This window comes from Allobosea sp. FG18 (assembly GCF_057809495.1).
Genome location: NZ_JBMDKB010000033.1, coordinates 1 through 13605 on the forward strand (window position 1 = coordinate 1; position 13605 = coordinate 13605).

The window sequence follows — 13605 nt, forward strand, 5'->3', positions numbered from 1 at the left end:
GAACAGGTGGCCGGCTTCGTTTCGGAATCAATGGCCGGCTTCATCGGAATACGCACCGTGCTCGACCAGCTTGTCGCGGATCGCTTGTTTGGCATAGGCAGCACGAGCGCCAAGACTCGGCACCCGATCGATGACATCGCCGACGAGATGGAAGCGGTCGAGCCGGTTGCGCACGACCATGTCGAAGGTCGTCGTCGTCGATCCCTCCTCCTCGTAACCGCGCACATGGATGTTGGCATGGTTCGTCCGCTTGTAGGCGAGCCGATGGATGAGCCAGGGATAGCCGTGATAGGCGAAGATCACCGGCTTGTCGGTGGTGAACAGGGCATCAAAATCGGCATCGGTCAGGCCGTGCGGATGCTGGGACTTCGGCTGCAAGGTCATCAGGTCGACGAGGTTGACGACGCGAACCTTCAGCTCGGGCAGATGTCGGCGCAGCAGCGTGACCGCCGCGAGCGTTTCGAGGGTCGGCACGTCGCCGGCGCAGGCCATCACGACGTCGGGCTCGGTTCCCCGGTCATTGCTGGCCCATTCCCAGATGCCGATGCCCTGCGCGCAGTGCTTGATCGCGGCATCCATGTCGAGCCATTGCGGGGAGGGTGCTTTCCCGGCGACGATGACGTTGATGCGGTCCCAGCTTCGCAGACAGTGGTCGGTCACATGAAGCAGCGTGTTGGCGTCCGGCGGAAGATAGACCCGCACGATGTCGGCCTTCTTGTTCACGACATGGTCGATAAAGCCGGGGTCCTGGTGGCTGAAGCCGTTATGATCCTGCTGCCAGACATGGGAAGTGAGGAGGTAGTTCAGCGAGGCTATCGGCCGCCGCCAAGGCACTTCCTTGGCCGTCTTCAGCCATTTCGCATGCTGGTTGAACATCGAGTCGACGATGTGGATGAAGGCTTCGTAGCAGGAAAAGAGGCCATGGCGACCGGTCATGAGGTAGCCTTCCAGCCAACCCTGGCAGAGATGCTCGCTCAGGATTTCGGTTACACGGCCGTCGCGCGTGAGATTCTCATCTTCGGGGAGGATTTCTTCCTGCCAGGCCCGATCCGTTACCTCGAAGAGGGCCTGTAGGCGGTTCGAGGCGGTCTCGTCGGGACCGAAGACCCGAAAGTTCCGGCTCGCCTCGTTTGCCCTCATGACATCGCGCAGGAAAGCCCCCATGACCCGGGTCGCCTCGGCCTTGCCGCTGCCTGGGCGTTCCACAGACACGGCATGGCGAGTATAATCCGGCATCCTCAGGGGTCGGCGCAGCGCTCCGCCATTAGCATGGGGGTTGGCGCTCATGCGCTTTTCGCCTGAAGGTGCCAGTGCCGCGATCTCGGCGCGCAGCCGACCGGCCTCATCGAACAGTTCCTCCGGGTGATAGCTGCGCAGCCAATCTTCGAGCAGTTGCAAATGGCCCTGCTTCGACATGTCGCTGAAAGGCACCTGATGGGAGCGCCAGAAGCCCTCGGCCTTCATGCCGTCAACGGTCTTCGGACCGGTCCAGCCCTTGGGGCTGCGCAGCACGATCATCGGCCAGAGCGGACGATTGCGCGACGCCCCCGCGCGGGCTTGATCCTGGATCGCTGCAATTCTGGAGAATGCGATATCGAGCGCTGCCGCCATCGCCTGGTGCATCGCTTCCGGCTCCTCGCCTTCCACGAAGAGCGGATCGTAGCCGTATCCGCGCAGCAATGCCTCCAGCTCGGCATGCGGGATGCGCGCCAGAACGGTCGGGTTGGCGATCTTGTAGCCGTTGAGGTGCAGGATCGGCAGGACGGCACCGTCCGCTGCCGGATTGAGGAACTTGTTGGAGTGCCAGGACGCGGCGAGGGGACCGGTCTCAGCCTCGCCATCGCCGATCACGCAGGCGGCGATTAAACCGGGATTGTCGAGCACGGCGCCAAAGGCATGCGCGAGGCTATAACCGAGCTCGCCACCTTCATGGATGGAGCCGGGTGTGTCGGGCGCGGCGTGGCTGGAGATTCCGCCCGGGAAGGAGAATTGCTTTACGAAGCGCCGCAAGCCTTCCTCGTCCTGCGACACGTCCGGATAGAGCTCGCTATAGGTTCCTTCGAGATAGGTGCTTGCTACCACGCCCGGCGCGCCATGGCCGGGGCCGGCGATGAAGAGGATGTCGAGATCCCGAGCCCTGATGATGCGGTTGAGGTGCAGATAGATAAAGTTCAGGCCGGGTGTCGTGCCCCAGTGGCCGAGCAATCGCGGCTTCACATGCTCGATCCGCAGAGGCTCGCGCAGTAGCGGATTGGAGAGCAGATATATCTGCGCCACGGAGAGGTAGTTGGCGGCCCGCCACCAGGCCTGCATCAACGCGACTTCCTCCGGGCTCAGAGCCGTCTGCGCCGCGGTATCGATGTCCCGAGAGGTCATTGCCGTGCTCCAGCAGGGCTTCAGAAAAGAAATTCTACGTCCGCGCCATCGCTGTGCGCTTTGATTTTCAGCAAAGCGGATCCGAAGTGCAGCGAGTACGAACGAACTGATCTGTGCAGGGATGATCGACCATCATCGTGGCGTCGGTCTGTTCATGGTCCGCCGGAAGCCCTGGCGTAGCCGACCTGCCGAAAAGCGCCTGCTCGATTGCACAGCGATTGGAGGGAAATCTCATGATGACCGACGATTTGAGCCGCTACCTCAACACACGCGCCGGTTTCAGGTTCCTGGTGAGGCCCGCCCATCCCGACGACGAAGCGGGACTGTCTGAATTCTTCACGCATGTGACGCCCGAGGATCTGCGATTCCGCTTTCTGACCACGGTCAAGGAGGTCGGGCATGATCGCTTGGCCGCGATGACGAAGGCCGAGGATCGGCAGACCGAAAACTTCGTTGCCTTCACCGATGACGGGAAGACGATCATCGCCGCGGCCATGCTTGCTTGCGACGCCGCTTTGGAGAAAGGAGAAGTCGCGATCTCGATCCGGCGCGAGTACAAGCATAAGGGCGTGGGTTGGGAGTTACTCAGGCATGTTTGCAAGGTCGCCGAGAGCAAGGGCGTGAAGGCTGTCGAATCTCTCGAGGATCGACAAAATCACGAAGCGATCGAGATCGAAATCGAGCAGGGGTTCGAGGTCAACGAGTGTCGGGACGACGCGAGACTCGTTGTGCTTCGAAGGACATTCAAGCCGGCACCCAAGGTGAAGTGATCGGTTGATCGGCTAAAGTGTCCTCGCACGAATTCCCTTGGCGTACGATCTTCAATCATGGCCAGGGCAGGGGCATTTTCCAGCTCGCTTGCGAGTGCCGCAGATGCACTCTTGGGGGCGTGTCTACGGCGTCTGATCGCGCCGCTCTGCAAGCACATGTCAGGCGGTGATTTGATCCGCGAAAATGGTCCGACCGCGTTCGCCTGCGAAATACTGCTTGAGCCAGGGGTCCTCGTGCCTCAGCAAATCCTGTAGCGTGCCGAGAGCAATGATCTTGCCCCGGGCAATGGCCGCGATCCTGTCGCAGGTCGTGTGAAGGCTGCTCAGATCATGGGTGATCATCATCACCGTCAGATTCAGACTCGCCTTGAGGGTCAACAGAAGCTGGTCGAAGGCATCGGCGGCGATGGGATCGAGCCCCGAGGTTGGCTCGTCGAGAAACAAAATCTCCGGATCGAGAGCCAACGCCCGGGCCAAGGCGGCTCGCTTGGTCATGCCACCCGACAGCTCAGCCGGGTACTTTTCCGCCGCATCAAGCGGCAACCCGACCATCTCGATCTTCAGCATCGCCATTTCGGTCAGCAGGCTCGGCGACAGATGCAGAAGCTCGCGCATCGGGAGCTGGATGTTCTCCGCGATCGTCAAGGACGAGAATAGGGCGCCTTGCTGGAACATCACGCCGCAGCGCTGTTCGACGGCTCTGCGCTCACTCTGCCGAAGGTCATCGAGATCTCTGCCGAATATTTCGATGACGCCGCTTCGCTTGGGGAGAAGGCCGAGGATCGTTCGTGCCAGGACTGACTTGCCGGAGCCGGAAGCTCCGATAACCCCGAGAATCTCGCCGCGCATGATGTCGAGATTGAGGTGATCCAATACCGCCTTGGCGCCGAAGACGACTTCGAGATCTCGGACGCGAACGGCCACTTCACCTCGGTTCGGATCCTGTTCTCGCTCGGTCCCAACCATGAACGGTTCTCCGACTGCAAGGCAGTAGCTGAGCAAGGCGGTTGGCCCATTGGGAAAACTCACCCGGGGCAACCGCCTTGCGACGCTAATGAGCGAGAAAAAGCGGCACGGCGGAGCTGTCGATCAGATCCGCGGTCACGCCGCCGAGCACCCATTCCCGGAAGCGCGAATGGCCATAGGCTCCGATGACGATCAGGTCTGCCGAAATCCGCCTAGCCTCGGAAAGGAGCGCGTCCGTCGGCGACGTCTCCGTATTAAGCACGGTTGCCGTTGCTTCGATACCGTGCCTGGCGAGATGGGCGCTGATATCGGCGAGGACTTCGGCACCGCCCATCCGTCCATGGGCCTCTTCCCTGACCGTGACGATGTGAACCTGTGTTGCGTGGGCGATCAGGGGCAGGGCCTCGGCTACGGCTCGGGCGCTCTGTCGCGTATCGGTCCATCCGATCAGGACGGTCTTGATCGGAGAGCGCAGCGCGGCCTTGGGTGGCAGGAGGTAGAGCCCTCTGCCTCCGTCGAACATGACGCTCTCGATCAGTGGACGCCAGCGGCCGTGGCCGTCACCGCGCGGACAGGTCGCGATGAAGAGGTCGTTCCAGCGGGCTTCGCTGGTGACGGCCTGTTCGAGAAGGCCGGGGAATGCGTCGAGGCGGCGTAGCTCATGCACGGGGCCGAGGCGCGCCAGGCGCTCCCTGAGACGCTTCTCACTGACGTCTCCTTCTTCGGTGACGGCATCGACCAATTGCCCGATCGCGGTGATCCCGAAATCGCCGGCGAAGAGCGCGGGATCGGGCAAGAGGTTCGTGAAGATCCCGGTCATCCGAGCCGCAAAGCCGGCAGCGAGCGCTTCCGCATGAGCCAGGCGGGTTTCGTCCTCCGGCGAACCATCGAGGTGGATTGCGATGTCGCGATAGGCGGTGCCGCGAACGGCCTGCGCCTTCGCTACTGTGCTCGAAGAGAGAGTGATGTCGTTCATGCCAACCTCCGCGTCGAAAGCTGTTCCTGATGTGCCATCGAGCGACGGAAGCGCATCGACCACATTGATTTTCGTCAAACGCCCGGGTGTTCTCTCGCAATTTTGCGTTGGGTCAAATCCAGATGGGCCGGTTCGGGGCAGGCTGATTTCATCTCGAAGAATTCGGAGAGGGATCATGTCGTCATCGCTTCAATCCGGCGTGCGGTCCTCGACGGAAAAGCGGCGCGCAAGCCGGTCCAAGATGATGTGCGCCACCGTGTTCGTGGAACCCGGTCGCATCGAACTCGAGGACAAGCCGATTCCCGATGTGAGGCCGCTCGACGCACTGCTGCGCATCACCACCACGACGATCTGCGGCACCGACATCCATATCCTCAAGGGCGAGTATCCGGTTGCGCGCGGCCTCACCATCGGCCACGAGCCGGTCGGCGTGATCGAGAAGCTCGGATCGGAAGTGAAGGGTTTCCGCGAGGGGCAGCGGGTGATCGCCGGCGCTATCACGCCTTCGGGGCACAGCGCCGCCTGCCTCTGCGGCTGCGCCTCGCAGGACGGCCCCGGCGAGCGCCACGGCTTTAAGGCCATGGGCGGCTGGCGCTTCGGCAATACGATCGACGGCGCACAAGCCGAATACCTGCTGGTGCCGGATGCGATGGTCAATCTCGCACATGTGCCCTCCGGGCTGACGGACGAGCAGGTGTTGATGTGTCCCGACATCATGTCGACCGGCTTTTCCGGCGCCGAAAGCGGCGGGGTCAGGATCGGCGACTGCGTCGCCGTATTCGCGCAGGGCCCGATCGGGCTGTGTGCCACGGCCGGCGCCCGGCTGATGGGCGCGACGCGCATCATCGCCGTGGAGAGCGTTCCGGAACGGCAGGCGATGGCCCGCAGATTGGGCGCCGACGAGATCGTCGATTTCTCGAAGGGCGATCCGGTCGACGAGATCATGCGGCTGACGGAGGGGCGAGGCGTCGACGTGGCGATCGAGGCACTGGGCCGCCAGGAGACCTTCTCCGCCGCATTGCGGGTGCTGCGTCCCGGCGGAACGCTATCGTCGCTCGGTGTCTATTCGAGCGACCTGACGATCCCGCTCGGCGCCTTCTCGGCGGGTCTCGGCGACCACCGCATCGTCACCACGCTCTGCCCCGGCGGCAAGGAACGGATGCGGCGCCTGATCGACGTCGTCGCCTCGGGACGGATCGACCTGGGACCGCTGGTCACGCACCGTTTCCCGCTGGAGCGCATCAAGGATGCCTATGAGCTGTTCTCGCACCAGCGCGACGGTGTCCTCAAGGTCGCGATCACGCCTTGAACGGCAGAATCAAGGAACGGCGTGTCACTTAACGCCCGCTGCAGCGACCGGATCATCAGCGTAGTCGACGGGCGCAATGAGGGAGGCCGGCGTGACGACGGAGCCTGCGAAAGCAGTCGCGGCATGCGGCGGGGAGTTCTGGCAGGAGGGGCGGGATGGATTGCTGCAACGTCTCGGGGCCACGCCGGGCGGCTTGAGCGATGTTGAAGCGACCGAACGGCTGAAATGCTTCGGGCCCAATCTCGCCGTGACCAGTCTGCGGCGGGGGGTGTCGTTCAAGATCGCCAAGCGGCTCATGGAACCCCTGATCGCGATCTTGCTGATTGCCGCACTCATCTCGGGGGCGACGGGCGATTGGCAGAGCCTGATCATCATCGTGCTCATCGTGCTGGCTTCGATCGCCCTCGACGTCTTCCAGGAGACCCAAGCGGAGAATGCCGTTGACGCGCTCCGCCGAACGGTGGCGGTGCAGGTCACGGTTCTTCGCTGCGGACGGCTCATTGAAGTCCCGGTTCGGGAGGCTGTTCCTGGTGACGTCGTCGCGCTTCACACCGGTGATCTCATCCCGGCCGATGGCCTGATCCTCGAGAGCCACGATGCGTTGGCCGATGAAGCGGCGCTCACTGGCGAACCCTTTCCGGTGGAGAAGCTGGCAGCTCCTGAGAATTCCGCTGGCGACGGAACCGCCAGCGCCCTTTTTGGGGGAACAAGCCTCGTTGGCGGAGAGGTCCGGATGCTCGTCGCTGCGACGGGCGCGCAGACACGTCTGGGCTCGATCTCCCGTTCCATGCAGGCGAGCGAGCCGCCCACTGCCTTCGAACGTGGGGTTCACGGGCTCGGCATCCTGATCCTGCGCCTCACCGGCTTCCTGGTCCTATTCGTGCTGCTGACACAGCTCGTGCGTCACGGGCTGTCGATCGAGAGTTTCCTGTTCGCCGTCGCGCTGGCCGTGGGGCTGACGCCGGAGCTGTTGCCGGTCGTGATGACGGTGACGCTCGCACGGGGCGCGATGCGCATGGCGCAACGCCAGGTCGTGGTGAAGCGGTTATCCGCGATCAACGATCTCGGGGCGATGGATGTGCTGTGCACCGACAAGACCGGGACGCTGACGGAAGCGCGGATCGCCCATGTCGGAAGTTTCGACTGCGACGGCTTTGAAAGCTCGCGCGTCACCGAACTCGCTTGCCTCAACAGCCGTTTTTGCAGCGGGCTGCGCAACAACCTCGACACTGCTTTGCTCGCCAACTCGGAAGGCGACGACAAGACCTGGCGTGCCCTGGCCGATCTGCCGTTCGATTTCCAGCGGCGACGCTCCTCCGTTCTTGTGGCGAGGGGCGACGAGCGGGTGATGATTGTCAAGGGCGCTCCCGAAGGCTTGCTCGACCTGTGTGACAGCTTGGAGCGTGAGGATGGGACGGTTGAAAAGCTCGACGATGCTCAGCGAGGCAAGCTTCTGACCTTATTCGAAGCAAAAGGGGCGCAGGGCTTGCGCTTGCTCGGCATCGCTCAGCGCCCTATGCCTCCCGGAACCCATGACCTGTCTCGCGACGACGAAGCCGGTCTTGTCTTCGCGGGCTGCGCTGCCTTCATCGATCCGCCCAAGGCCTCCGCAGGCGTGGCGGCCCGCCAGCTCGCGGCGGCGGGCGTGCGCGTCAAGGTGATCTCGGGAGACGCCGCCCCCGTCGTTCGCCATCTCGCCGAAACTCTGGCGCTTCCGGCGCGAGGGCTGATGACGGGTGACGAGATAGCGGTATTGGGAGATGCCGCCCTGGCCGCTCGCGTTCGCGACGTCGACCTGTTCGCTCGGATCGCGCCGGAACAGAAGGCGCGCCTCGTCTTGGCCCTGCGCAGGGCGGGGCACACAGTCGGCTTCATCGGCGACGGCATCAACGATGCGCCGGCGATCCATGCCGCGGATGTCGGCCTCTCCGTCGAGGGTGGCACCGAAGTCGCGCGCGAGGCGGCGGCGATCGTCCTGCTGGCACCCGATCTCGGGGTTCTCGCGCAGGGCATCGCCGAAGGCCGGCGCACCTATGCCAACATCATGAAATATGTCCGCATGGGCACGAGCTCGAATTTCGGCAACATGCTGTCGATGGCGCTGGCGTCGATGGTGCTGCCTTTTCTGCCGCTCAACCCGTTGCAGATCCTGATCAACAACATGCTCTACGACCTGTCCGAGGTCGGCATTCCTTTCGACGAGGCGGACCCCGCCGACCTTGCGAAGCCGCAGCACTGGGACATGCACGCCGTGCTCCGCTTCACGCTCGTCATGGGGCCGCTCTCATCTGTATTCGATGTGGCAACTTTCGCCGTTCTGCTCGGTGTTTTCGGCGCAGGCACCGAGACGTTCAGGACGGCCTGGTTCGTCGAGTCGATCCTGACGCAGATCCTGGTGATCTTCGTCATCCGCACCGCTGCACCCTGCTGGCGCAGCAGGCCGCATCGCTTTCTCGTCATGACCTCGCTCGGGGCTCTCGCCGCCGCACTGATCCTGGCCCTGACGCCGCTCGGTCATCCCTTCGGCTTTGTCGCGCTGCCGGTTCCGCTCCTGCTCGCCATCCTGGTCATCGCCGCCCTCTACCTCGGGCTTGCCGAGATACTGAAGCCGCTGGCGATGCGCGCGGAAGGGAAACGAAGAAGAGGTCGCACCCGTCATTCGGAAGCTCGTCGTTTCCGCGCCTTCTGAAGCGTCATGACCTCTGGGGGCCGCCGCGGTCATGGAGGAGTATCGTCGGGCAACGTTTCGAGCGCCCGAATAACGAGGTCGTATTTCACGGAGGTCATCGCAAAGCCGCGCGCCCAGTCGATGACGTCGTTCCAGGGGTCGACGATCTTGGTCGTGGCGGACAGGAAGGTGACGACGGTGGCGATCTCGGTCTGTCCGCGAACCGCCAGCACGCAGCCGATGCCGAGCACAAGCAGGCTGCCCAGGGAATAGGTCAGGTTCATCAGAAAATTGAGAGAGAACTTGATTTCGAAGATGCCGATGTCGACAGCGAACACCTCGTCCAGCTTGGGCGCGCTCGATTCCGCTTTCGATGGAGACAGGATTTCGTCGCCGAAACGTCGGAGGAGGCGCGTTCGCTGCGCCACGCGACGGTTGATCGCCCGCTGCATGAGCGGCACGAACACGAATTGCGGCGCGAGGATCAGCAGGCTGGCACCCATCATTCTGAGGTCGAGGAAGGCGAGATAGATGAAGACGCTCGCCAGAAACCCGATCTCGACGATCGGCAGGCTGAGGCTCGAGCCGACGAACCCGCCGATGTCGTCCGCTTCGGCGAGGATCATGGCGAGGCCGGTTCCATTGGCGAGATCGGAACCTTCCTCATCCGCTTGTTCAAGTCGCTGCGTCACCACAAGTCGCAGGTCGCGGGTCGCGCATTCTCCGAGCCAGGCGCGGTAGACGTTCATCGCCAATTTCGCGAGGCCAAAAGCCAGCACGAGCCCGATTTGTAGAGCAATCAAGGTCAGGATGGCACGGGCGCTGCCGAGATGGACGGCGGCGTCGATGATGCGCCGCTGGGTTTCGATCGGGGCGGCATTGAGCAGGAAGACGAAGATGGACAGGGCGCAGACGGCCGCCTGATGCCAGCCGCCTGAGAGGAGCACGAAGCGGAGAAGAGAGGACGGCAGAGGCGAGGCTTGCCCATGTGGACGAGGGGGCTCGGATATCGCGGCAATGAGCCCCGAGAGCGTCATGGCACCAGCACCGCCGCGCCCTGCAACCGGCCGGCGCGCAGATCAGACAGTGCCTCGTTCGCCCGCTCCAAGGGATAGATTGTGGTTTTCGTCCTGATGCCGGCCAGCTGGGCGATCGACAGGAATTCGCGGCCGTCTGCTCGGGTAAGATTGGCGACCGAGACAAGTTCGCGTTCGTGCCAGAGCAGATCGTAGCCGAAGCCGGGAATGTCGCTCATATGGATGCCGCCGCAGACCACGCGCCCGCCCTTCACGACGGCGCTCAGGGCCAGCGGGACCAGCGCGCCGACGGGCGCGAAGATCAGCGCGGCGTCGAGCGGCACCGGCGGTTTTTCTTCGGAGCTTCCGGCCCAGCATGCACCGAGCGATAGGGCATGGGCCTGTGCTGATTCGTCGCCCGGACGGGTGAAAGCATAGACTTCGCGCCCCTGCCAACGGCAGATTTGCGTAAGGATGTGAGCGGCAGCGCCGAAACCGTAGAGACCGATCCGCCGGGCTGCGCCGGCGCTGCGTAGGCTGCGCCAGCCGATCAACCCTGCGCACATCAAGGGTGCGGCAGCGACGGGGTCGGGGAATTCATCCAGCGGGAAGACATAGGCCGCCTCGGCAATGACGTGCGTGGCGAAGCCGCCATCGCGGGTGTAGCCGGTGAATTCCGGGGTGTCGCACAGGTTCTCGCGGAGGGCATGGCAATAGGGACAATGCCCGCATGTATGCCCCAGCCAGCCGAGGCCGACGCGCCGACCGATCAATCCGGACGCGATATCTGATCCGACCAGATCGACCCGGCCGACGACTTCGTGACCAGGGACGCGTGGGCATTGCAGATCGGGCAGTTCGCCATCGACGACATGCAGATCCGTACGGCAGATGGCGCAAGCCTCAACCTTGATCCGTAGTTCTCCCGGGGCAGGTGCAGGATCGGGGCGCGACTCCTCTACTAGTGGGCTGCCCGCGGCGTTCAGAACCATCGCCTTCATGGGATTCTCCCGCTCTGCGCGCTGAAGAACCTACCTGGGGGAGGTGGCATCGGCTTTGACCAAGCTCAAGGAGCGCGGGGCTTTTGGAGCGCATCTTGGCGAGAGTTTCGCGGGAAGAAAGCCATGCAGTCCTCATCCCGAACCGGCTTGTCTCGGAAGCTTCGGAGACAGCAACCTTGCAGGGAGGAGACGCTCGGCGAGGAGGCATTCTCAGCGATCGATCGCATGCGCGAAGCGGCGACAGCGAAGCTCACCGGCGGGTTTTCGCCGATGGCCCTTACGCTGGCCTATCTCGACTGGGCTATCCATCTCGCAGCCGCGCCCGGCAAGCAGCTCGAACTCGCAGCCAAGGCGGCGCGCAAGGCCGCCCGCCTGGGCGGACATGTCGCATCGGGGCTTTTCCAGCCGAAGGCCGATCCCTGCATCGCGCCGCTGCCCGGCGACCGCCGCTTCGCGGCGCCGGAATGGAGCAGGCCGCCCTTTGGCTTCATGGCGCAGGCGTTCCTGCTCAACCAGCAATGGTGGCACAACGTCACGCATGAGGTGCCAGGCGTGGAGCCTCACCATGAGGAGGTGGTCTCTTTCGTCGCCCGCCAGCTCCTCGACATGTTCTCCCCCGCGAACAACCCCTTGACCAACCCGGAGGTGATCGCGCGTGCCCGCGAGACCGGCGGCGCCAATTTCGTCGAGGGCTGGAGGAACTGGATCGAGGATCTGCAACGGCAGCTCGCCGGACAGCCTCCTGCCGGCGCCGAACGCTTCGTCGTCGGCTGGGACGTGGCGGCGACGCCCGGCAAGGTCGTCTTCCGCAACCACCTGATCGAACTGATCCAGTACGCGCCGGCGACGCCGACCGTCCGCGCCGAGCCGATCCTGATCGTCCCGGCCTGGATCATGAAGTACTATATCCTCGATCTGTCGCCGGAGAATTCGCTAGTGCGCTACCTCGTTGGCGCCGGGTACACGGTCTTCTGCATCTCCTGGCGCAACCCCGATGCCGACGACCGAGAACTCGCTCTCGATGACTATCGCCGCAGCGGGGTGATGGCTGCGCTGGATGCCATCGCTGCGATCATGCCCGGTCGCAAGGTTCACGCTGCCGGATACTGTCTGGGCGGCACGCTTCTGGCGATCGCAGCCGCGGCGATGGTGCGCGACGCCGACGGGCGACTGGCATCGCTGACCTTCCTCGCGGCCCAGACCGATTTCAGCGAGCCAGGTGAGCTTGCGCTGTTCATCGATACGAGCGAACTGCGCTTTCTCGACAGCATGATGTGGAACCGCGGCTACCTGTCGGCCGACCAGATGGCCGCGGCCTTTCAGCTCCTGCGCTCGAACGATCTGATCTGGTCGCGGCTGGTGCACGACTATCTGATGGGGGAACGCTCCCCGATGTTCGATCTGATGGCCTGGAACGCGGATTCCACGCGCATGCCCTATCGCATGCAGGCGGAATACCTGCGCGGCCTCTATCTCGACAACGATCTGGCGAGCGGCCGCTTCATGGTGGGGGGACGACCTGCGGCGCTCCAGAATATCCGCACACCGACCTTCGCGGTCGCGACCGAGCGCGACCATGTCGCGCCGTGGCGTTCGGTCCACAAGCTGCACCTGTTGATCGATGCCGACTTGACCTTCGTGCTGACGAGTGGCGGGCACAATGCGGGAATCGTCAGCAAGCCCGGTCATCCCGGGCGCCGATATCGGATGCTCGAGAAGAAGCATGGCGATATCTGTCTCGGTCCCGACGAGTGGTTTGCCGCAGCGCGGACACGCGAAGGCTCGTGGTGGGAGGCCTGGACGGAATGGCTCGAGGGCTTATCGTCGCCCGAGCAGGTCGTGCCACCCGCGTTCGGTGGTGCTGGAAGCGGACGAGAACCGCTCTGCGATGCACCGGGAACCTATGTGCTGCAAAGGTGAGCCGTGGATCAGGAGCTCCTCACCAACCGGACGTTCGACGAGATCGCGATCGGCGAAAGCGCGTCGCCGTCCGCATCGTCCAGCCTGACGACATCGAGCTGTTCGCTTCCGTCTCGGGGGATGCCAACCCCGCCCATCTGGATGCAGCCTTCGCTGCGGCTGATCCGTTCGGGCATGTCGTGGCGCACGGCATGTGGACCGCGGCGCTGGTCTCGGCGGTGCTCGGCACGAAGCTGCCCGGACCAGGTACGATCTATCTCGGGCAGGATCTGCGCTTCCTGAAGCCGGTCACGCCCGGCAATACCATTACGGCGACCGTCACGGTCCGAAGCTAGGAGGCGTCGAAGCGAGCCGTCGTGCTGGATACCGCTTGCTCCAACCAGCGCGGCGAAACGGTTCTGTCCGGCACGGCGACGGTGATGGCACCCGGCCAATGCGCGACCCGGCCGCGCCTGCGCCTTTCCGAAGTCACGCTGAAGCATTCCGATCGCTACGACAGCATCATGGCACAAGCCCGTGTCCTGCCGTCGTTGAGCGCCGCGATCGTCCATCCCTGCTCGCCGGAAGCCATCCTGGCCGCGATCGAAGTCCGTGACGAGGGCT

At 63.8% G+C, this 13605-nt stretch carries 10 protein-coding genes; 5 read left to right on the forward strand and 5 right to left on the reverse strand.

Translation table 11 applies throughout. The features are described 5' to 3' along the window. Positions 1-27: 27 nt before the first annotated feature. Complete coding sequence (locus tag ACODTJ_RS26160) at positions 28-2376, reverse strand: phosphoketolase family protein (protein ID WP_488850833.1); 2349 nt, start codon at positions 2374-2376, stop codon at positions 28-30. 233 nt (positions 2377-2609) lie between these two features. Here ACODTJ_RS26160 and ACODTJ_RS26165 point away from each other — a divergent pair, with 233 nt between their 5' ends. After that, a complete protein-coding gene (locus ACODTJ_RS26165) occupies positions 2610-3146 on the forward strand; it encodes a GNAT family N-acetyltransferase (RefSeq protein ID WP_454656736.1) in 537 nt (178 codons plus the stop codon). A gap of 159 nt (positions 3147-3305) precedes the next feature. On the opposite strand, the gene ACODTJ_RS26170 is transcribed toward ACODTJ_RS26165, so the two are convergent. Both ACODTJ_RS26170 and ACODTJ_RS26175 read right to left on the reverse strand, forming a co-directional pair. Continuing rightward, a complete protein-coding gene (locus ACODTJ_RS26170) occupies positions 3306-4112 on the reverse strand; it encodes an ABC transporter ATP-binding protein (protein WP_454656737.1) in 807 nt (268 codons plus the stop codon). Positions 4113-4197: 85 nt separating this feature from the next. Beyond that, entirely contained in the window at positions 4198-5088 is an 891-nt protein-coding gene (locus ACODTJ_RS26175) for a universal stress protein (protein WP_488850836.1), read from the reverse strand. 244 nt (positions 5089-5332) lie between these two features. Between ACODTJ_RS26175 and ACODTJ_RS26180 the strand changes: the two genes are divergently transcribed. Both ACODTJ_RS26180 and mgtA read left to right on the forward strand, forming a co-directional pair. Then, on the forward strand, positions 5333-6397 hold the full coding sequence (locus ACODTJ_RS26180) for an NAD(P)-dependent alcohol dehydrogenase (protein WP_454658985.1): 1065 nt from the start codon (positions 5333-5335) through the stop codon (positions 6395-6397). 91 nt (positions 6398-6488) lie between these two features. Then, the gene (gene mgtA / locus ACODTJ_RS26185) at positions 6489-9086 is read left to right on the forward strand and encodes a magnesium-translocating P-type ATPase (protein WP_488850838.1); all 2598 of its coding nucleotides are present in this window, start codon (positions 6489-6491) and stop codon (positions 9084-9086) included. Positions 9087-9115: 29 nt separating this feature from the next. Here mgtA and ACODTJ_RS26190 read toward each other — a convergent pair whose 3' ends face one another. Together ACODTJ_RS26190 and ACODTJ_RS26195 are read right to left on the reverse strand one after the other, a co-directional pair. Then, positions 9116-10012, reverse strand: coding sequence for an ABC transporter ATP-binding protein (locus tag ACODTJ_RS26190; protein ID WP_488850840.1), 897 nt, complete (start codon positions 10010-10012; stop codon positions 9116-9118). A gap of 86 nt (positions 10013-10098) precedes the next feature. After that, positions 10099-11082: a zinc-dependent alcohol dehydrogenase family protein gene (locus tag ACODTJ_RS26195; protein ID WP_454656741.1), complete on the reverse strand. Its 984-nt coding sequence runs from the start codon at positions 11080-11082 to the stop codon at positions 10099-10101. A 123-nt stretch (positions 11083-11205) separates the two neighbouring features. On the opposite strand from ACODTJ_RS26195, the gene ACODTJ_RS26200 reads away from it, so the two are divergent. Together ACODTJ_RS26200 and ACODTJ_RS26205 are read left to right on the forward strand one after the other, a co-directional pair. Beyond that, complete coding sequence (locus ACODTJ_RS26200; protein WP_454656742.1) at positions 11206-13002, forward strand: PHA/PHB synthase family protein; 1797 nt, start codon at positions 11206-11208, stop codon at positions 13000-13002. Next, positions 12999-13337, forward strand: a complete 339-nt coding sequence (locus ACODTJ_RS26205; RefSeq protein ID WP_488850843.1) for a MaoC/PaaZ C-terminal domain-containing protein — start codon at positions 12999-13001, stop codon at positions 13335-13337. The genes ACODTJ_RS26200 and ACODTJ_RS26205 overlap by 4 nt, the downstream gene beginning before the upstream one ends. Positions 13338-13605 lie beyond the last annotated feature (268 nt).

Bases quoted from the DNA above. Each gene is read 5' to 3' on its own strand.
- ACODTJ_RS26160 (WP_488850833.1), bottom strand. From the start codon at position 2,376: ATGACCTCTCGGGACATCGATACCGCGGCGCAGACGGCTCTGAGCCCG.
- ACODTJ_RS26165 (WP_454656736.1), top strand. From the start codon at position 2,610: ATGATGACCGACGATTTGAGCCGCTACCTCAACACACGCGCCGGTTTC.
- ACODTJ_RS26170 (WP_454656737.1), bottom strand. From the start codon at position 4,112: ATGGTTGGGACCGAGCGAGAACAGGATCCGAACCGAGGTGAAGTGGCC.
- ACODTJ_RS26175 (WP_488850836.1), bottom strand. From the start codon at position 5,088: ATGAACGACATCACTCTCTCTTCGAGCACAGTAGCGAAGGCGCAGGCC.
- ACODTJ_RS26180 (WP_454658985.1), top strand. From the start codon at position 5,333: ATGTGCGCCACCGTGTTCGTGGAACCCGGTCGCATCGAACTCGAGGAC.
- ACODTJ_RS26195 (WP_454656741.1), bottom strand. From the start codon at position 11,082: ATGAAGGCGATGGTTCTGAACGCCGCGGGCAGCCCACTAGTAGAGGAG.
- ACODTJ_RS26200 (WP_454656742.1), top strand. From the start codon at position 11,206: ATGCAGTCCTCATCCCGAACCGGCTTGTCTCGGAAGCTTCGGAGACAG.